The organism is Xanthomonas sp. NCPPB 1638, from assembly GCF_041475635.2.
GTDB lineage: Bacteria > Pseudomonadota > Gammaproteobacteria > Xanthomonadales > Xanthomonadaceae > Xanthomonas > Xanthomonas cucurbitae.
Genome location: NZ_CM192984.1, coordinates 1204130 through 1222447 on the forward strand (window position 1 = coordinate 1204130; position 18318 = coordinate 1222447).

The following is an 18318-nucleotide window of genomic DNA, read 5'->3' on the forward strand; positions in this document are numbered from 1 at the left end:
TGTTCGGCGCCCCGAAGGCGCGGATCGTGACCTTGCGGCGCCGAAAAAAACGGCCGTGTGTTCCAACTGTGGCCATCGGTGTCGCAGCCGCTACGACAAGCGCCTGTGCCGCGCCCGCGACTTGCGGGCGGCCGGCTGGATGCTGTTCGTGGAGTTCGAGCGCTGGCGGGTCGATTGCCCGGGGTGCGGCGGCGTGCACGTAGAGCGGCTGGACTGGCTGGCCAAGAATCCGCGCTACACCGAGCGATTCGCCCTACATGTGGGCAATCTGTGCCGAAGCATGACGCACAAGGCCGTGGCTGAGCTGGAGCGCCTGCACGACAGCACGGTCAAGGAGCTGTCCAAGCTGTACATGGCCGAGCAGGTGCGCCGGGCGGGGACGCCGGCGCCGCGCGCCATCGGCATCGACGAGATCGCGATCCACAAGGGCCATGACTACCGCGTTGTGGTCAGCGATCTGGAGCGCGGCCGACCGATCTGGTTCGGCGGCAGTGGGCGCACCGAGGCGGACATCGACCAGTTCTTCGCCGAATTGGGCCCAAAACGTAGCGCCGGCATCGACGTGGCGGTGATGGACATGTGGCGGCCGTTTCGCAACTCGGTGGGCAAGAACGCGCCCAACGCCAGCATCGTGTTCGACAAATTCCACATCATGCGCCACCTGTCCGACGCGCTCGATCAGGTGCGGCGCGACGAGTACAAGCGCCTTCAAGGCCAGGATCGCAGTTACATCAAGGGCCAGCGTTACACCCTGCTGAGCAATCGCGAAAACCTTACCCTGGACGGTCGAAAGGCGCTCGCCAAGTTGCTGGCGACCAACAAACGTCTGAACACGGCGTACCTGCTGAAAGAGTCCTTCGGGCAGCTGTGGAGCTACCGCACCGAGCGAGGTGCACGGGAGTTCTTCGAGCGCTGGAAGCAGAGTCTGCGCTGGCAGCGGCTTGCGCCCTACCAGACGTTCGTGGGGATGATCGAGCGGCACTGGGACGGCATCGCGGCGTACTGCAGGCCGGAGAACAAGGTCAGCCTCGGCCTGGTGGAAGGGCTCAACAACAAGATCCGGGTCATCCAGCGCAGCGCCTACGGCTATCGCGACGAGGAGTTCCTGAGGCTCAAGATCATCGCCAGCTTCCTGCCCGCGCTACCCGAAAATGCTCGATTGCACCCACAGTGATCCGCGAAGACCCGGAAAATGATCGGCACATGCCGGGTACGCTGTGAGCCGCGCATCAGCTCGGCCAACGAGAAGCCATCCATTTCCGGCATATGCACATCGAGCAGGGCCAGCGCCACGTCGTGTTCGAGCAGCAGCTCCAGCGCCTGCGCACCGGAGGCGGCACACAGTACTTCGATGCCGCCGCGTTGCAGCAGCGCTTCCATCGCCACCAGGTTCTGCGGCACATCGTCCACGATCAGGATCTTGGCGGGTTCCTCGCCCGGTGCAGCAGGGCCGGTCGCGATGAGATTCATGGGTGAAAGGTTTCCAGTTCGCTGCAGATCGCCTGCAGGGTGAGCACCGCATCGGCGCCGGCGTGGGCGAGCGCAGAGGCGGGCATCAAAGGGGAGGCCGCATCGTCGGGCAGCTGGATCCAGGCCGTGCCGCCAGCGGCGCGCACGGCCGCCACGCCGGCGCTGCCATCGCTACTGGCGCCAGTGAGCAGGATCGCCAGCAGGCGCTCGGCAAACACATCGGCGGCCGATTCGAACAGCGGGTCGATCGCCGGGCGCGAAAACAGCACCGGTGCATCCATCGACAGCGCCAGGCTGGTGCCGCTTTCCACCAGCAGGTGGTAATCGGGCGGAGCGATGGTGACGGTGCCTGCCAGCAACGGCTGCTTGTCTTCGGCCTCGCGCACCGGCAGCACGCAGCGCGCATCCATCAGTTCGGCCAAGTGACTGGCGCGGTCGCGCGGCAGGTGCAGTACCACCAGTACCGGCATCGGCAGCGTCGCCGGCAGGCTGGACAACAATGCCTGCAATGCAGACACGCCGCCAGCCGACGCGCCGATCACCATCGCATCGAATCGCAGGTGCCCGGGCCGGGCGCTCATGCGGCCTTCCGATACAGGCGTTGTTCGCGCGCACAGGGCTCGAACGCCCTTGCATGCGCACCGAACTGCAGCGATTCCTTGCTGCCCAGACCCAGGAACCCGCGGTGCACCAGTGCCTCGAAGAACAGGCCCACCGCGCGGTCCTGCAGGCTGCGGTTGAAATAGATCAGTACGTTACGGCACGACACCAGATGCACCTCCGAGAAGACCGTATCGGTCGCCAGGCTGTGATCGGCGAACACGATGTTGCGCCTCAGACGACGGTCGAACACCGCACCGTCGTAGGCGGTGGTGTAGTAATCCGACAGCGAGCCCAGGCCGCCGGCATCCAGGTAGTTGCGGCTGAACTGCGCTATGCGGTCGATGCCGTAGGCACCGGCTTCGGCCATGCCAAGCGCCTCGGGATTGATATCGGTGGCGTAGATCACCGCTTTTTCCAGCATGCCTTCTTCGTGCAGCAGGATTGCCAGTGACCAGACTTCCTCGCCGGTACTGCAGCCGGCCACCCACAGCTTGATCGAAGGATAGGTGCGCAACACCGGCAACGCATGCTCGCGCAGCACCCGGAAGTACGCCGGGTCGCGGAACATCTCCGACACCTGCACAGTGAAGAACTGCATCGCCTGTGCGAAGGTGTCCGGCTCGTGCAGCAGGCGGTGCTGCAGATCGGCCACCCGCGCGCACTCGAAGCGTGCCATTGCATGGCGCATGCGCCGCCGCAGCGAGGACATCGCGTAATCGCGGAAATCGTAGTGGTAGCGCTGGTAAACCGCCTCCAGCAGCACCCGCAGCTCCAGGTCGAACAGTTCCACCGGATTCATTGCCGCGAGCACCAGACCCGGCACAGCGACACCAGCTTGTCCACGTCGATGGGCTTGGCGATGTAGTCGTTGGCACCGGCTTCCAGACAGTGTTCGCGGTCGTCGGCCATGGCTTTGGCAGTGAGCGCGATGATGGGCAGATCCTGCCATTGCCGATTGGCGCGGATCTGGCGCATCGCGGTCAGGCCATCCATCTCCGGCATCATGATGTCCATCAGCACCAGGTCCACGTCGCGTGTTGCCAGGCGTTCCAGTGCTTCGCGCCCATTGCGGGCGATTTCCAGCGTCACGCCCAGCGGTTCGAGCACGCTGGACAACGCGAAGATGTTGCGCACATCGTCTTCGGCCAGCAGCACGGTGGCACCGTCGAGCACCGCATCGCGGCGACGCGCTTCGCGCAGCAGGCGTTGCTGGTCGCTGGGCAGCGAGGCTTCCACGCTGTGCAGGAACAGTGTCACTTCGTCGAGCAGCCGCTCGGGCGAACGCACGCCCTTGATGATGATGCTCTTGGAATAACGGCGCAGGCGCTGCTCTTCGTCGCGCGTCAACGCGCGGCCGGTGTAGACGATCACCGGTGGGAAGGCCACTGCATCGTTGCCGGCCATGCGTTCGAGCAGGTCGTAGCCACTGCCGTCGGGCAAGGCCAGGTCGGTGACCATGCAGTCGAAGGTGGAGCTTGCCAGTTGCTCCATCGCTTGGGCAATCGTACCCACGGCCACGATCTCCAATTGGTCGCGCGCCAGCAGCAGTTGGAGATTGGCACGCAAGGCGCTGTCGTCTTCGACGATCAGTAAGCGTCGCACTGCACGTTCGTTGGTTTCTTCCAGCTGGCGGATCGCACCGGCCAGCAATTCGCGCGTGGCCGGCTTTATCAGGTAGCCCACCGCGCCCAGTTCCAGCGCAATCTGGCTGCGTTCCAGGGCGGACACCACATGCACCGGGATATGGCGGGTGGCCGGGTCGCGCTTGAGGCGTTCGAGCACGCTCAGGCCAGAGGCATCCGGCAGGCCGATATCCAGCAGGATGCCGCTGGGGCGCAGTTCGGTGGCCAGGCGTAGCGCCTCTTCGGCACTGGGCGCCACCACGCAGTCGAAATCCAGTTCATGCGCCAGATCCACCAGCGCCTGCGCAAAGCGGGTGTCGTCTTCCACTGCCAGGATCAGGCGGCCCGGCCGCAGCCGTTGATCGCGATCGTCCTGAGCAGGCTGCAGCGGCGCGGCGCTGGCGGCGGGAATCGGTAACGGCAGCACGGACGAGATGGCAGTGCTGGCAGCGCCACGCCGTGTGGGAGCGATCACGCCTGCGTGTGGGCGTTGTGCGGACTCCGCCGCAACTGCTGGCCCAGCCGTAACAGCGTCGATCTGCGGGGCGGCAACGCTCTCGGCAGGCGCACCGTCGGTGGGCAGCTCCAGCGTGAAACAGCTGCCGCGTCCCGGCTCGCTGTCCACACCGATGCCACCGCCCATGCGTTGCGCCAGATCGCGCGAGATCGACAGACCCAAACCAGTGCCACCGTAGCGCCGCCGCGTACTGCCATCGGCCTGCCGGAAGGCTTCGAAGATCACTTCGGTCTGCTCGCGTGCAATGCCGATGCCGGTGTCTTCCACCTTGAACAGCACCCGCCCGGGCGGATGCGCCTGGATCGACAGACGCACCGTGCCGTGCTCGGTGAACTTGACCGCATTGGCGAGCAGGTTCTTGAGGATTTGCTGCAGGCGCTGGTTGTCGACCACCAGGTGGCTGGGGGCGCCGATCTCGGCGCCAATCTCCAGCGTCAGTCCCTTCTGCCGCGCCAGCGGTTCGAAGGTGTCGCGCAGCCGCTGCACGATGCTGCCGGTGTCGATGGTTTCATCGGCCAGCTCCACATGCCCGGCCTCGATCTTGGACAGATCCAGGATGTCGTTGATCAGCGCCAGCAGGTCGTTGTTGGAAGACAGAATCGCCTGCGCGTACTTCACCTGTTCGGCGCTGAGCGTGCCGTCCTTGTTGTCGGCCAGCAGCTTGGCCAGGATCAGCGCGCTGTTGAGCGGGGTGCGCAGTTCGTGCGACATATTGGCCAGGAACTCGGACTTGTAGCGCGATGCGGTCGCCAATGCGTTGCCATTACGCACCAGTTGGCCTTGCGCCACCAGCAAGGCCTGCTTCTGCGCTTCCAGTGCCTGGGTGCGCTCTTCCAGCTGCACGTTGGTCTGTTCCAGCTCGGCCTGCTGCTGCTCCAGATCGCTCTGCGACTGCTGCAGGCTGCGGCTCTGTTCTTCCAGTTCTTCATTGGCAACGCGCAATTCTTCCTGCTGCGTCTGCAGTTCCTCGCTCTGGCGCTGGGTTTCTTCCAGCAGGGCCATCAACTGTGCGCGCAGCAGCGCGGTGCGCAAGGCCAGGCCGATGTTTTCGCCACAGCGTGTCAGCAGATCTTCCTCGCGCATGGCGGCCGGGCGCGCATCACTGACACGGCCCAGCTCCAGCAGGCCGATCACCCGGCCATCGGCGGTGACCGGTGCCAGCAACAGTTCCTGGCAGGCGCTCTGTCCCAGGCCGGAGACGATCTGCAGATGCCCGGCCTCCACGCCGCGCACCCGGCGCACCGCCGCCCGTTGCAGGACTTCACCCCATTGGCCGGCATTGGTTGGCAGCGAGGACGGCATGTCCACCGGCAGCGCGGCACCGCCGGTCAGGCGCAGGCGATCGCCTTCGATGCGATACAGCGCGCCGACCTGCGCATCCAGCACGTCGCACAGCGCGCGCATGGCGGCATCGGCGAGCTCTTGCGGGCTCTGTTCGCCACGCAGGCTGGCTTCCACGGTGTTTTCTGCCTGCTGCAGCCACAAGGCCACTTCGGCCTGGCGGCGGGCGCGAATCGCCTGCATCACCACAAACGCCATCGCCAGGAACGACACGCCGCCGATGCTGCGATTGATTGAAGAGAAACTCGAGTTGGTGCTGGGCGGAGCCAGATGAAAGCCGGTTGCCAGCAGTACGCACGACAGTACGCCGACCACGATGGGGGCCTGCTGGCGGTTCTGGAATACGGTGACGCCGACGGCCACGAAGTAGGTCAGCCAGACTGCATAGCCGAGCGGCGTCACCAATTCTGCGCTCAGGGTTCCGGCCATCAAGGCCCCTGCGATCACCCAGATCCAGCGGTCGCGTGGGGTCGAGATGTTCTGCATGAGGCAAGGACCAAACGGGGAGGGTGGTCATGGTAGCCGATAAGGTTCGTGCACCCATCTGCCGCATTTTCAAGGTGTTTCCTGTCGTGTCGGCTTGCACGCAATCTTCACGTATATGTCACTAAGGTCGCGCGTTTTCCCGGGGGACAGTGCCAGGTGGATGCGGGGACGGCCATCGAGGACGCAGGGCCACTGTCGTGCGACAGCCGGCAGTGCCAGCTGTTGGTGCAGAGCGTTTCCGATTCTGCCATCTACATGCTCGATATTGCGGGGCATGTGCGCAGCTGGAATCCTGGCGGCGAGCGCATCCATGGCTATTGCGCCGACGAAGTACTGGGATTGCACGTTTCGCGCTTCTATCTGCCTGAAGACGTGCAGCGCGACGAGCTCATGCGCAATCTCGAGCTTGCCCAGCAGCAGGGGCGACTGGCCGCAGAGGGCTGGCGTTTGCGCAAGGATGGCAGCCGTTTCTGGGCCAGCGTGGTGATCGAACCGGTGCAGGAGTTCGGCGTGCTGGTCGGCTTTGCCAAGATCACACGCGACGTCACCGAACGCCACCAAGCGCACTGTCTGTTGCAACAAGCGCAGCAGGCACTGTCGCAGTTGCACAAGACCGAGGCGTTGGGCAGGCTGACGCTGGGCATCGCGCACGACTTCAACAACCTGCTCACGGTGATGATGACCAGCCTGGAATTGATTGCGCTGCGTACCGGCGATGATGCGCGCACGCGCATGCTGGTGGAGGCGGCGCAGACGGCGGTGGATCGTGGCACGCTGCTGACGCGGCAGCTGTTGTGCTTTGCACGCGGCCAACACCTGGTACCCGAACGACAGGCGGCCAACGTGGTGGTGACGCGGACGCTGGAACTGTTGCGTCGTGCGTGTCCGGCTGGAACCGGCCTGACGTTGGCGCTGTCCGATGCAGTGCCTGAGATCTGCGTTGATGTCAGCCAACTGGCATCGGCGCTGCTCAACCTGGTGTTCAACAGCTGCGATGCGATGCCTGGCGGCGGCACCATTACATTGGAGACGGCCGTGCAGTGGCGCGTGGCGCCATCGGATCCACATGGCGTGGCGCGTTGCTATGTTGGCATCGCAGTGCGCGACGACGGCCCGGGCATGCCGCAGCATGTGGCACAGTGCGCCAGCGAACCATTCTTCACCACCAAGGACGTGGGCAAAGGCGCCGGCCTGGGTTTGAGCCAGGTGTTCGGCTTTGCATCCCAGTCCGGTGGATTTGCGCAGATTCAGACCGCACCGGGAGGCGGGACCACAGTGACCCTGTTTCTTCCGGCCGTCGAGGAGGCCAAGCATGACTGAATCCCTACGCCTGCTGATGGTGGAAGACCAGGAAGAACTGCGCGAGTTGATCGGCGAAGCGCTGCGCGATGCAGGCATCACCGTCGATACCGCCGACGATGGTCATGCTGCGTTGCGCATGCTGCGCGAGCACGGACCCTACGATGTGGTGTTTAGCGACGTCCGCATGCCCAACGGCATGTCGGGCATCGAATTGAGCGAGCAAGTGGCACAGCTGTTGCCGCAGGCACGCGTGATCCTGGCCTCGGGCTTTGCGAAGGCACAACTGCCGCCTTTGCCGGCGCGGGTCGATTTCCTGCCCAAGCCGTATCGCCTGCGCCAGCTCATCGACCTGTTGAAAGGTGTTGCGGCTAACGCCTGACACTGGATGAAGACTCTCTGTCGCCGGCGCCTGGCGACTGTGTATCGCCCTCTCAAGCGCCACCGGTTTACGATATTCGCTGTGCCCTGCCAACATGGCGCCGTCCTTGTGCGTCCAGGGTAGCGTCCTGACGGTACGGCCGAAAACTACCGCCCCCGATGACCTGTGATCGCGGTAGCGCGTTCGCCCGCGGGTGCCCTCATCCGCTAGATTGCCAACTTCTCGGTCATCCTCACCAGTTCTGCCAACGACCTTGCCTGCATCTTGCGCATGGCGTGCCCTCGTCGAACCTTTACGGTAATCTCGCTAATATTCAACCGTGATGCGATCTGCTTGTTCAAAAGGCCCTGTACGACCAAGCGCGTCACATCCTGCTCGCCGGTCGTCAGCGACGCCCATCTTGCTTGAAGCTCGGATGCAAGCGCTGCGATCCTGCGTCGCTCACGATCCTTGTCGATGCCGTTATGAATCGCGTCGAGCAATGCCTGATCCTTGAAGGGCTTTGTCAGGAACTCGATCGCACCATTTTTCATGGCCTCGACCCCCATGGCAATGTCGCCGTGGCCTGTGATGAACACGACCGGAAGCGTCATTCCCAGGGTGGCCATTTTTCGATGGAAGTCCATGCCGCTCTGTTCCGGCATGCGGACATCCAGAACAAGGCACCCCGGCACATCCTCCATCGTGTACGCCAGAATATCCTTGGTCGAGCTGAAGGTCAGCGCCCTCAGCCCGACCGAGGCCAACAAATCTTCGAGTGCTGCGCGGACTGAGATATCGTCGTCAACGATATAGACAGTCGGAGTGTCCGATGCAATTGTCGACTGCTTCGTCATAGGTGCTTCTCCTGCGAAGTTCCCGGCACGCTGAATCGAAAGACTGCACCGCTGCCCACATTTGGCTCGGCCCATATTTGCCCGTCATTGGATTCGACAATCGCTCTGCTGATACTTAGGCCGATCCCGATGCCTTCTTGCTTTGTGGTCCAGAAGGCTTCGAACAAGTGCTCGTGCACCCCAGTTGGGATGCCCGTGCCGGAATCAAAAACGCTGAATACGATGGCGCCTTCCTTGGTCTCCGACGTGATCCGCATGCTTCGCGTTGGCTCAGGGACTGAGGCCAATGCCTCGATGGCGTTCAATAGCAAGTTGCCGATTACTTGCTGTATCTGAATCCGATCGGCCAACGCGGGAGGTAGGTCGGGACTTAGCTCGGTCGTCAGGTGAATGCCAGTGCGCACCATTTCGGCCTGAGACAGGGCGATGATCTCGACAATGGCCTCGTTGAAATCGAACGTGCTCCTGCGTGGAGGCTCCCCACGGGTGAGGCTGCGTACGCGGGCAATGATGCTGCTTGCACGGCCGGCGTCGCCCAGTATTCGGTCAAGTGCCTGGCGTGCCTTGTCGAGATTCGGTGGCTCCTGCGCCAGCCAGCGCTGACAGGCATTGCCACTGGTCACGATGGCCGCGAGTGGTTGATTGACTTCATGCGCGATGGAAGTGGTCAGCCCTTCCAGACTCTTGGCGCGCGCGATCCGCATCAAGTGCGCCTGCGCCTCGTGCGCCGCCGTTCGCGCAGCGTCCGCCTTCAGGATCAAGATGGAGATCATCACAATCGCCGCGATGCTGATGCTCATATTAATCAGGCCCGCCTCCAGATTCCCGTGCGGTGTCAGAGCGAAGCTGGTTGTCGTCATCACGATGCACGCAGCAGCCAGTGCAATCAACCCTCGACGACGTAGGGTGCGTGCCGAGACAAAGATGACCACCGTGTAGAACACGGCCACCGCGACCTCGTATCGCGTGGTGGTGTCTGCCACGAAGATGGCCGCCATGACGACGGCGATCAACGCAATTTTCAGAATGCGATGGTCTCGTGGCGAGGGCGGCTGCGTGTGATCGGCGTGCATGGAATACCCTGGCGGATTCAACTCTGAGTCGCAGCGCTGTTAGGGATTTCCTCGCAGAAGACTTCGAGGGGTGTTGTGAATCTGCATCTCTTGCGCGGACGCTTGTCAGGCCGCTATTGGATCCAGCCCAGCGGGGCGTCGGTCATGGTGCTGAAATCGGTCTGTCTAGGCAAGCGCTGGCATGCTTCACTGGTGGTCGAAGCCTTGGTTGATGCCTTGCCTCTGATCGCCGGCAAGCCGGGGCATCCGCGAGTCAGTCGCCGGTAGGCCGTGCGAGGTGATCTGCGTTGATTTGTCTGTCGGTGGCTTCCGGCTCCTGCCACCATCCCCCAAGCGCCACGTACAGCGCTACGGTGTTGGTGTAGCGACTGGCCTGGGCCTGGACGAATGTCAGTGCGGTTTGCTGACAGGTTTGTTGGGCAAGGATCACTTCCGCCTGTGTCGTTGCTCCCAGCGCATGTTGACGACGGGCCATTGCCAGGCTCTTTTTCGCCGCGGCGTCGGAGGCGCTGGCAGCACGCAAGGTGTCTGCGTCGCTGACGATGGCCTGCAAAGCGTCTGCGCTGTTCTGGAACGCGGTCAAGACCGTGCTGCGGTACTGCGCCGCCGCTTGGTCATAGGTCGCCTCAGCCGCGCGTTGCTGGTGCATCAGCGTTCCGCCCTGGAAGATCGGTTGCAGCAGATCCTCGCCAACCGACCAGAGCCCGCTACCGCTGCGAAAGAGCTGCGAGACATTGAGTGCCGAGCTTCCCAACGTGGCCGTCAGCGTGAGGTTGGGCAACCGCGCGGCCGTGGCGACACCGATCTGCGCGCTGGCCGCGTGCAACTGCGCTTCGGCCGCACGGATGTCTGGCCGTTGCTCGACCAAGCGGGACGGTAAGCTGACTGGCAGTTCTGACGGAAGGGAGAGTGAGGCTAGCTCGAAATGCTGGGTGGCCTGCTCGCTGGGCAGCCGTCCGGCCAGTACGGCGAGCTGGTTGTGCTGCCCGGCCAGTCGCTTCTCCAGCGGCGGCAAAGCGGCTTGTGCTTGCGCTAGTGCCGCCTCCTGTGCGGCGACGTCGGCGCCACCGATCTGGCCGGCCTGTTGTTCACGACGCGACATGTCCAGCAGTCGCGTTGCCAGGCCGATGAGGTCGTGCGTCGCGGCGATCTGCGCGCGCAACGAAGCTTCCTCGATCGCCGCGTTGACAACGTTGGAAACCAGCGTCATGTAGACAGCTTCGCGCTGGAAGCGCTGCACGTCCACCTCGGCGGAGAGCGCTTCGGCCTGCCGCCTGTTGCCGCCGAACACGTCTGGCACGTAGCCGATGCTCAGCTGCGCGGTATGCAGTGTGTAGAGCGTGACGTTCGCGTCCACCAGCGGTCCCGCCAGCGGCCCCGGTGTCTGCTGCCTCGTTGCATTGACGCCGGCATCGACGCTGGGCCAGAAGGCGCCCCGCTGCGCGGCCGCCGTCTCGCGCGCGGCACGCAGTGCGGCTTCGGCTGCCTTCAGGTCGGGATTGGCCTGCAGCGCGGCAGCGACCAGCGCATCGAGTTCTGGGGAGCCAAAGGCTTTCCACCACTGTGTCTGCACCTCCTGGCCATGCGCGAAGCGTTGCGCCTCGCTGGCGAGGCCGGATACCGAGGCGGTTTGCTCGGGTAGCGTCCCGGCGACGTAGGAATGCGTGACCGGGGTCGCCGGACGCTGGAAGTCCGGCCCGACGGCGCAGCCTGCCGTCGTCGCCAGCAGCAACGCCAGCGTGGTGCAACGAACCGTGCGGATCATCGTTGCGCTCCTTGTTCGGATGCGATCAGGGCGGCGGTCTTGGCGTTGCGCCGCGCGATGCGGTCTTCGATCAGGTGGTAGAGCGCGGGCAACAGCACCAGGGTCAGGGCGGTGGCGGTCAGCAGGCCGCCCACGACGACGGTGGCGAGCGGTCGCTGCACGTCGCTGCCCAGTCCCGTGGCAAGCATGGCCGGCGTGAGGCCAAGCGCGGCCACCGTCGCGGTCATCAATACCGGGCGCATGCGGCTGCGTGCGCCTTCGAGTACGGCGTCGCGCAGGCACTTGCCTTCCTCGTGGCGCAGCCGGTTGATCTGCGCGATCATCAGCACGCCGTTGAGCACGGCCACGCCGAACAGCGCGATGAATCCAACTGCGCTGGACACGTTGAGCGTCATGCCACGCAGATGCAGCGCGGCCAATCCGCCGAGCATCGCCAGTGGTACCGCAACCAGCACGAGCAAGGGCTGATGCAGGTTGCGGAACTCGCCGAACAGCAGCAGGAACATGATCCCCAGCGTCATCGGCAGGATCAGCGCCAGTCGTGCCTCGGCCCGCTCCAGGTTCTCGAATTGGCCGCCCCACTTGATCTGGATGCGCTTGTGGTCGAACTGGACGTTGCGCGCGACGGCGGCATGCGCGTCGCTCAGGAAGCTTGCCAGGTCCCGGTCGCGCACGTTGAGGCGCACGATGATGTTTCGCTGCGCCATCTCTCGCACGATCACGCTTTCACCGGAGACCGTGCTGATGCGTGCCACGTCCGACAGCGGAACCCGCTCGCCGGTGGGCGCCTTCAGCGTGAGGTTGCCGATCACATCCGGACTGAATCGGTACTTTTCTGGAAAGCGTACGGTCATGTCGTAGCTCTTTTCGCCGACGTAGAGGTGGCCGATCGGTGTGCCGCCGATGCCGGTGGCGATCAAGTCCGCGACATCGGCTGCATTGATGCCGTGCCGGGCCGCCGCGGCGCGGTCGAGTTCGATCTTCAGGTTGGGCAGCGGGGGCTCCACGTCCACCGCAACATCGGCCGAACCGGGCACGTGCTTGAGAACGCCTGCCAGCCGGTTGGCGATGCCGCGGACGTCAGTCAAGTCGTCGCCGAAGACCTTCACCGTGAGGTCGCTATGGGCGCCCGAGAGTTTGTCCTGCACGCCGTCGATCATTGGCTGCATGAAGCCGATCGTGTAACCGGGCATCTGCGCGTAGCGCTCGGCCAGTTTGGCGATCAACTGCTGTTTGGTCAGGCCGGATTTCCATTCCTTGTACGGATGCAGTCCGATGCTCACCTCGATGTGCGAGGGCGTCCAATAATCCGTGCCATCGTCGTTGCGGCCGGTCTGGGTCACCATGTAGGACACTTCCGGGAACCTCAGCGTGACTCGCCGCAGCGCGTTCGCCATCGCCGACGCCTTGTCCAGCGTGATGCCCGGCGGCATCTGCACTTGCAGCCACAGCGAGCCTTCGTCCAGATACGGCAGGAAGTCGCGCCCGATAGTGGAGAACAGCACGATCAGTCCGAACACGGCGGTCACGCAGGTGACCAGGAGCCATCGCGTCTTGCCCAAGGTGCGCTCCAGGAAGCCGGCATAGCGCAGCGATAGCGCGTCGATCACCGGGTTGTGGAACACCTTGCGCGGCTTGCGAAATGCCAGCCAGGCCAGCGCCGGGATCAGCGTGAGCGCCACGATCAATGCGCCAGCGAGTGCCGCGCCGACCGCATACGCCATCGGCGAAAATAGCTTGTATTCGATGCGCTGGAAGGCGAACAGCGGCAGGTACGCGCAGACGATCACGGCCATGCCGAAGAAGATCGGCCTGGCCACCTGCAAGGTCGCCTGGATCGCGTCCTGCGCCTGCAGGGGGCGGTCCTCGTTCTCCTCGCGCTTGCGCAGAATGTTCTCGACCAGCACGACGGCGCCGTCCACCAGGATGCCGAAGTCGATGGCGCCGAGCGACAGCAGATTTGCAGGAATCTTGAAGTGGTGCATGAACACGAACGCGATCAGCAGCGACAACGGAATCGTCAATGCGACGATCGCTGCTGCACGCGGGCTGCCGAGGAACAACAGCAGTACGAGGCTGACCAGGACCATGCCTTCGGCGAGCGTAAAGCTCACGGTATGCAAGGTGGCGTCGATCAGCGAGGTGCGGTCGAGATAGGGGACGACCTTGACATCCTTCGGTAGCAGGTTGTCGTTGAGGTCTTGCACGGCCTCATGGATACCGGCGAGCGCCTGCGACGTGTTGTAGTCCTTCAGTAGCAGGGTGATGCCTTCGATCGTGTCGGGGTTGTCGTCCTTGCCGAGAACACCGCGGCGTTCGACGTTGCCATAGGTGAGCGTACCCAGATCCTTGACCAGCACGGGCAGGCCGTTCTTGGTCTTGACGACGACGCTGCCCATGTCCTCGAGCGAGCGCAGCAACCCGACGCCGCGCACCACGTAACTCTGCTCGCCCCGATCGACGACGCTGCCGCCGCCGTTGGCGTTGTTGGCGTTGATCGCGTCCTTGACGTTCTGCAGCGACAGGTCGTACTGGCGGAGCCGCTCGGGTTCGAGTTCGAGCATGAACTGCGTCGTCAGACCGCCAAAATTGCTCACGTCCACCACCCCCGGCGCCTTCCGGATGCGGGGAATGACGGTCCAGAACTGCAGTTCGGACAGTTCGCGCAGGCTTCGTGATGTGGACTCCAGCGTATAGCGGTAGATCTCGCCGGTCGGCGAGGTGTAAGGATCCAGGCCAGGCATGGCGCCGTAAGGCAGCGAGACCTCGTTCAACCGTTCCTGCAACCGCTGGCGGGCGAAATAGCCATCGGTGCCGTCCTCGAAGACAACGGTGATGAGCGACAACGCAAACAGGCTACGCGAGCGCAGCACGTGCATGCCTGGCGTACCGAGCAAAACACGTTCCAGCGGGATGGTGATCTGCTGCTCGACCTCCTCGGCGCCGAGACCGGGCACCTGGGTGACGATCTGCGAGGTCACGTCGGCGATGTCTGGGTAGGCTTCGACCGGAAGCTGTTTCCAGCTCCATGCACCGTACAACGCAACAAAGACAAAGATCAGCCAGGCGATGCCGCGGCGCTGGAAGCAGGTGCTGACAATGGCATCAATCATTGAGCAGCACTCCGCCCTTGGTCACGATACGCTCACCGGCCTTCAACCCGGACAGCACCTCGACGCGATTGCCGACGGTCACACCCACAGTGACCACACGGGATTCGAATCGGAACGGAGCCTGCTCGACGAAGACCCGCGTATAGAGGCCGCTTTGCAATAGCGCGCTCGCGGGCGCGAGCAGTGCCGGGTGGCTGGCGCCGGTGAAGCCGACGCGGGCGAACATGCCAGGCTTGAACAGCCCCGCGCGGTTGTCGATGGCGACGCGGACAGATGCCGTGCGCGTGTCGGGGTCGAGAAAATCGCCGATGTACTGCACCTTGCCGTTGAATGCCTGATTGGCATAAGCGTTGGGCACGATGCGCGCGGCCTGGCCGACGACTATCTGCGACAGGTCCTTCTCCGGCACGCTGGCCGACAGCCAAACAGTGGACAGATCTGCGACGGTCATGATGGAGGCAGTGCTTTCGTTCCAATAACCGCCCAGCGCGCCGTTCATTTCGACGATCCGTCCCGAGATGGGAGCGCGAATGACGTATTCGCGTCGGGAGTTGCCACCAGCGGAGGCGCCGAGTTGCGCCAGCCGATCGGTGATCGCACGCGCGTCGCTTTCGGCTGCGAACAATGCCAATTGTGCGGCCTCGAAATCCTTCTTGGCCGAGATGTCCTCGTCCTGCAGCGCCTTTTGGCGCTCGAACTCCTGGCGAGCCTGGGTCAGCGTTGCCTGCGCCTTACTATGGTCGCTGTAGGCGGAACCCAGGTCGGGTGAGTCGATGGTGACCAGTGCATCGCCAGCCCTGACTGCATCGCCGAGTTGGTGGTGCAGCCGCACGATGCGGCCGGTCAGCGGCGGTGTGATCTTCACCAGCTTTTCGGGTGCCGCCTGGATCACTCCGGGCGCGTCGATCGTCTGTGCGAACGCCTGCTGCTCGACCGGACTGACGACCAGGCTCTTGCGCAGCGGTGACGCCGCCGGCACTGTCACCAGTGCACCCTGGCGCTGAAGGTCGCCAGCCTCTGCCACGTTACCATTGGAGGCATCGGCGTCAGGATGCTTGTCGCTGCACGCCGTCAGTAATGCGGCGCAAAGGAAGGTCGCGATCAGGGTGGTGGTTTTCATTGGAACATCCAGGGCGTGGATCGATGTGGAATGGACGTGGCTTGACCGCCGCGCTCCGAACTGAGGACGGGGGATGCCGTGGCTTGGCACCAGGAGAGGGCGGACGTGGATGCCCTGATGAAACCGTTGGCGTCTTCGCTCTCCGTGCCCCTCTACCAAAGCAGGAACAGCGGCGAGGCGGCTGCGGCCGATCGCGTGGGTAAGGGCTCCTGTGCAGGAAGACCCTCTGCCTCACACAAACGGTTGCGCGAGGCGCAAGGCAGGTGGCACAGATCGGCACCGCGATCCGATGCGAACAGTGTGGACAGCGCCCCTGCGATTGCCCGATTGCCGTCCGATGTCAGCAGGACGCGAAGTGCGGCGGCACCATGGGATGCGGCAGCGGCGTGCAGTGCGCCTTGCGGAGCATCAGTGCGATGGTTGTAGAGAAATGGCATGAGATCCTCCATGGGCACGCAGCCGGGAGGTCTCTCACGCGCTCAGGCGTGCGAGAGCCTTGGGGCTAGCGCCCGATACGTCGTTGCGTTCATGGGCTGATCGGGCTGGCTGTTGGGCGCGCACGCGCGCCTGCTCGGGTCGGGATCCATAAACGTCTTCCTATCCAGTTCTGTTCAATCACCATGTCACCACTCGCCCTGCACGATGGGCGGCTGCCAAGCGCGTGTTGTCGCGTTGATTCAAGCCGACGACAGCGTGAATTTTCCCATTGCGGCTATGTGCTTGCCAGCAGGCATGAGGACCTGTGCGATATACCAAGGTATATCTTCGGCTTGGCCGCGCCAGGCGCCGCATCCCCCGCGGCGATGGAGTCGCGGGAAACGATGAGGCCCAGGTTCAATGCCGATGAAGGCGACAACGCGTCTGACGTTGTGGGATTGGCAGGCAGTGACTCACTCAAGCCTGAGCATCACCACCGAGCGTGCGGGTAGCGCCACGGTCAGCGCCTTGCCTTGCAGGCGTGCCCCCTTGAACGCGGTTGGCTCCACCGCGCGCGGCTGCGCAAAGGTGTTGTGCGCAGTCATCGCGGGGGCGGTGAGGATCTGTCCTTCGACACGGCGTGCGGCCAATCCCTGCACATTCACGCTGACGGTAGCCGCTGTGCCCGCATCCAGGTTGGTCAGCGCCACATATACATGCCCATCCTTGGCCTTAACGGCCGACCCGTGCACTGCCGGCACGTGTACGCTGCCGTGGCGGTACTCGGGCGTGCGCAGTTCGAGCGGTAGCTGCGTGGCGTCCTGGTAGGGCTTGTACAGCGCGAAGACGTGGTAGGTCGGCGTCAGCACCATCTTGTCGCCGTCGGTGAGGATCATCGCCTGCAGCACGTTGACCATCTGCGCGATGTTGGCCATGCGCACGCGCTCGGCATGCGCGCTGAAGATGTCGATATTCAGCGCGGCCACCAATGCATCGCGCAGGCTGTTCTGCTGATGCAGGAAGCCTGGGTTCGCGCCAGGCAGGCCGGCGTACCAGGTACCCCATTCGTCCACTACCAGTGCAACCTTCTTCCCCGGATCGTACTTGTCCATGATGGCGCTGTGCTTGGTAATCAGCTCGTCCATCACCAGGGTGCGCGAGAGCGTGTCGATCCATGCGGCCTCGTCGAAATCGGTGGACGAGGCGCGTGGCGGCCAGCCGCCGGGCACGGTGTAGTAATGCAGGCTCAGGCCATCCATCAAGTTGCCGGCCTCGCGCATCATCACCTCGGTCCAGTGGTAATCGTCGTTGTTCGGGCCGGGCGCGATCTTGAGGATCGTCTGGTTGGCCGGCACCTTGACGAAGGTCTGGTAGCGCCGGTACACGTCGGCCGCATATTCCACCCGCATGTTGCCGCCGCAGCCCCACAGCTCGTTGCCCACACCGAAGTAAGGCACCTGCCAGGGCGCATCGCGGCCATTGGCGCGGCGCTCGCTGGCCAGGCTGGAGCGGGTGGGGGCGGTCATGTACTCGCTCCACTGCGCGATCTCCTCCGGTGCCGCATTGCCCACGTTGCCGGCGATGTACGCCTGGGTGCCGACCAGTTCGGTGAAGTCCATGAACTCGTGGGTGCCGAACCGGTTGGATTCCTCCACGCCGCCCCAGTGGGTGTTGATGCGGATCGGGCGCCTGGCCGGTGCGCCTACGCCGTCGCGCCAATGGTATTCGTCGGCAAAACAGCCGCCCGGCCAGCGGATGTTGGGCACGGCGATGGCCTTCAAGGCCGCAAGCACGTCGTTGCGATACCCGCGGGTATTGGGAATCGGGGACTCCTCACCCACCCACACCCCGCCATAGACGCCGGTGCCCAGGTGTTCGGCAAACTGCCCGAACACCTGGCGCGACACCTGCGCGCCCGGCTGGTCCACACGCAGCGTGCCAGTCACCTTGACCTCGGCCGCAGAGGCCGCCAATACGGTGATCGCCACGCTGGCCGCAACCACGGTGGGCAGCAGCCTGTTGCGGGAGGTTTGTAACGCCAGGGAAATCCACTGCATCGGCTGGGCGCTCCTGTGCTGGTCGGTGGGCGAGGGCGTGCGCCTTCGTCGCGGCAGGCGCGACAGTAGGGTAGTGCGTGTGGGGCCGTCTGTCGCTGTGGCACCGGCCGTCACTGCCGCATGCAGAGGCCGATGCATGCCCGGGCATCGTTCGGCCGGCCAGGATGTGCGCGGGTGCATGGCCGGCGCCGCCGCCGGGCGGCTATGCTCGCGTACT

The 18318-nt window shown here is 64.1% G+C and carries 13 protein-coding genes and 2 pseudogenes; 3 read left to right on the forward strand and 12 right to left on the reverse strand.

Annotation, left to right across the window (positions count from 1 at the left end; all coding sequences use genetic code 11):
* The first annotated feature begins 55 nt into the window (after positions 1-55).
* On the forward strand, positions 56-1174 hold the full coding sequence (locus ACCQ13_RS05230) for an ISL3 family transposase (protein WP_159406850.1): 1119 nt from the start codon (positions 56-58) through the stop codon (positions 1172-1174).
* On the opposite strand, the pseudogene ACCQ13_RS05235 reads toward ACCQ13_RS05230, so the two are convergent.
* From ACCQ13_RS05235 to ACCQ13_RS05250, 4 genes and pseudogenes are all read right to left on the reverse strand, one after another.
* Positions 1144-1470: pseudogene (locus tag ACCQ13_RS05235) on the reverse strand (response regulator); the annotation flags it as partial. The gene ACCQ13_RS05230 and the pseudogene ACCQ13_RS05235 sit on opposite strands and share 31 nt — an antisense overlap.
* Positions 1467-2051, reverse strand: a complete 585-nt coding sequence (locus ACCQ13_RS05240) for a chemotaxis protein CheB (protein ID WP_104602129.1) — start codon at positions 2049-2051, stop codon at positions 1467-1469. The gene ACCQ13_RS05240 and the pseudogene ACCQ13_RS05235, both read right to left, overlap by 4 nt.
* Positions 2048-2896, reverse strand: a complete 849-nt coding sequence (locus tag ACCQ13_RS05245) for a CheR family methyltransferase (RefSeq protein ID WP_208800486.1) — start codon at positions 2894-2896, stop codon at positions 2048-2050. Before ACCQ13_RS05245 ends, ACCQ13_RS05240 begins: the two co-directional genes overlap by 4 nt.
* Positions 2869-6039 (reverse strand): response regulator, encoded by a 3171-nt coding sequence (locus ACCQ13_RS05250; RefSeq protein ID WP_159406763.1) that lies wholly within the window; start codon positions 6037-6039, stop codon positions 2869-2871. Before ACCQ13_RS05250 ends, ACCQ13_RS05245 begins: the two co-directional genes overlap by 28 nt.
* A 156-nt stretch (positions 6040-6195) precedes the next feature.
* Between ACCQ13_RS05250 and ACCQ13_RS05255 the strand changes: the two genes are divergently transcribed.
* Both ACCQ13_RS05255 and ACCQ13_RS05260 read left to right on the forward strand, forming a co-directional pair.
* Positions 6196-7359, forward strand: coding sequence for a PAS domain S-box protein (locus tag ACCQ13_RS05255; RefSeq protein ID WP_159406764.1), 1164 nt, complete (start codon positions 6196-6198; stop codon positions 7357-7359).
* Positions 7352-7720 (forward strand): response regulator, encoded by a 369-nt coding sequence (locus ACCQ13_RS05260; RefSeq protein ID WP_104602126.1) that lies wholly within the window; start codon positions 7352-7354, stop codon positions 7718-7720. The genes ACCQ13_RS05255 and ACCQ13_RS05260 overlap by 8 nt, the downstream gene beginning before the upstream one ends.
* Positions 7721-7926: 206 nt before the next feature.
* Here ACCQ13_RS05260 and ACCQ13_RS05265 read toward each other — a convergent pair whose 3' ends face one another.
* The 8 genes and pseudogenes from ACCQ13_RS05265 to ACCQ13_RS05300 all read right to left on the reverse strand — a co-directional run bounded on the left by ACCQ13_RS05265 (position 7927) and on the right by ACCQ13_RS05300 (position 18101).
* The gene (locus tag ACCQ13_RS05265) at positions 7927-8556 is read right to left on the reverse strand and encodes a response regulator transcription factor (protein WP_159406765.1); all 630 of its coding nucleotides are present in this window, start codon (positions 8554-8556) and stop codon (positions 7927-7929) included.
* On the reverse strand, positions 8553-9554 hold the full coding sequence (locus ACCQ13_RS05270; RefSeq protein WP_372372404.1) for a sensor histidine kinase: 1002 nt from the start codon (positions 9552-9554) through the stop codon (positions 8553-8555). Before ACCQ13_RS05270 ends, ACCQ13_RS05265 begins: the two co-directional genes overlap by 4 nt.
* Positions 9555-9646: 92 nt before the next feature.
* Positions 9647-9808 (reverse strand): annotated as a pseudogene (locus tag ACCQ13_RS05275) (IS30 family transposase); the annotation flags it as partial.
* A 74-nt stretch (positions 9809-9882) separates the two neighbouring features.
* Positions 9883-11391 (reverse strand): efflux transporter outer membrane subunit, encoded by a 1509-nt coding sequence (locus ACCQ13_RS05280; RefSeq protein ID WP_208800633.1) that lies wholly within the window; start codon positions 11389-11391, stop codon positions 9883-9885.
* Complete coding sequence (locus ACCQ13_RS05285; protein WP_159406768.1) at positions 11391-14507, reverse strand: efflux RND transporter permease subunit; 3117 nt, start codon at positions 14505-14507, stop codon at positions 11391-11393. Before ACCQ13_RS05285 ends, ACCQ13_RS05280 begins: the two co-directional genes overlap by 1 nt.
* Positions 14500-15627, reverse strand: a complete 1128-nt coding sequence (locus ACCQ13_RS05290; protein ID WP_159406769.1) for an efflux RND transporter periplasmic adaptor subunit — start codon at positions 15625-15627, stop codon at positions 14500-14502. Before ACCQ13_RS05290 ends, ACCQ13_RS05285 begins: the two co-directional genes overlap by 8 nt.
* Positions 15628-15779: 152 nt before the next feature.
* Complete coding sequence (locus tag ACCQ13_RS05295; RefSeq protein WP_104602219.1) at positions 15780-16064, reverse strand: hypothetical protein; 285 nt, start codon at positions 16062-16064, stop codon at positions 15780-15782.
* Positions 16065-16517: 453 nt separating this feature from the next.
* Positions 16518-18101, reverse strand: a complete 1584-nt coding sequence (locus ACCQ13_RS05300; protein WP_159406770.1) for an alpha-N-arabinofuranosidase — start codon at positions 18099-18101, stop codon at positions 16518-16520.
* Positions 18102-18318: the final 217 nt, after the last annotated feature.

What these genes read in the sequence shown, in the direction of transcription:
- ACCQ13_RS05240 (WP_104602129.1), bottom strand. Translation starts at nt 2,051, where the DNA reads ATGAGCGCCCGGCCCGGGCACCTGCGATTCGATGCGATGGTGATCGGC.
- ACCQ13_RS05250 (WP_159406763.1), bottom strand. Translation starts at nt 6,039, where the DNA reads ATGCAGAACATCTCGACCCCACGCGACCGCTGGATCTGGGTGATCGCA.
- ACCQ13_RS05260 (WP_104602126.1), top strand. Translation starts at nt 7,352, where the DNA reads ATGACTGAATCCCTACGCCTGCTGATGGTGGAAGACCAGGAAGAACTG.
- ACCQ13_RS05265 (WP_159406765.1), bottom strand. Translation starts at nt 8,556, where the DNA reads ATGACGAAGCAGTCGACAATTGCATCGGACACTCCGACTGTCTATATC.
- ACCQ13_RS05270 (WP_372372404.1), bottom strand. Translation starts at nt 9,554, where the DNA reads ATGGCGGCCATCTTCGTGGCAGACACCACCACGCGATACGAGGTCGCG.
- ACCQ13_RS05285 (WP_159406768.1), bottom strand. Translation starts at nt 14,507, where the DNA reads ATGATTGATGCCATTGTCAGCACCTGCTTCCAGCGCCGCGGCATCGCC.
- ACCQ13_RS05290 (WP_159406769.1), bottom strand. Translation starts at nt 15,627, where the DNA reads ATGAAAACCACCACCCTGATCGCGACCTTCCTTTGCGCCGCATTACTG.
- ACCQ13_RS05295 (WP_104602219.1), bottom strand. Translation starts at nt 16,064, where the DNA reads ATGCCATTTCTCTACAACCATCGCACTGATGCTCCGCAAGGCGCACTG.
- ACCQ13_RS05300 (WP_159406770.1), bottom strand. Translation starts at nt 18,101, where the DNA reads ATGCAGTGGATTTCCCTGGCGTTACAAACCTCCCGCAACAGGCTGCTG.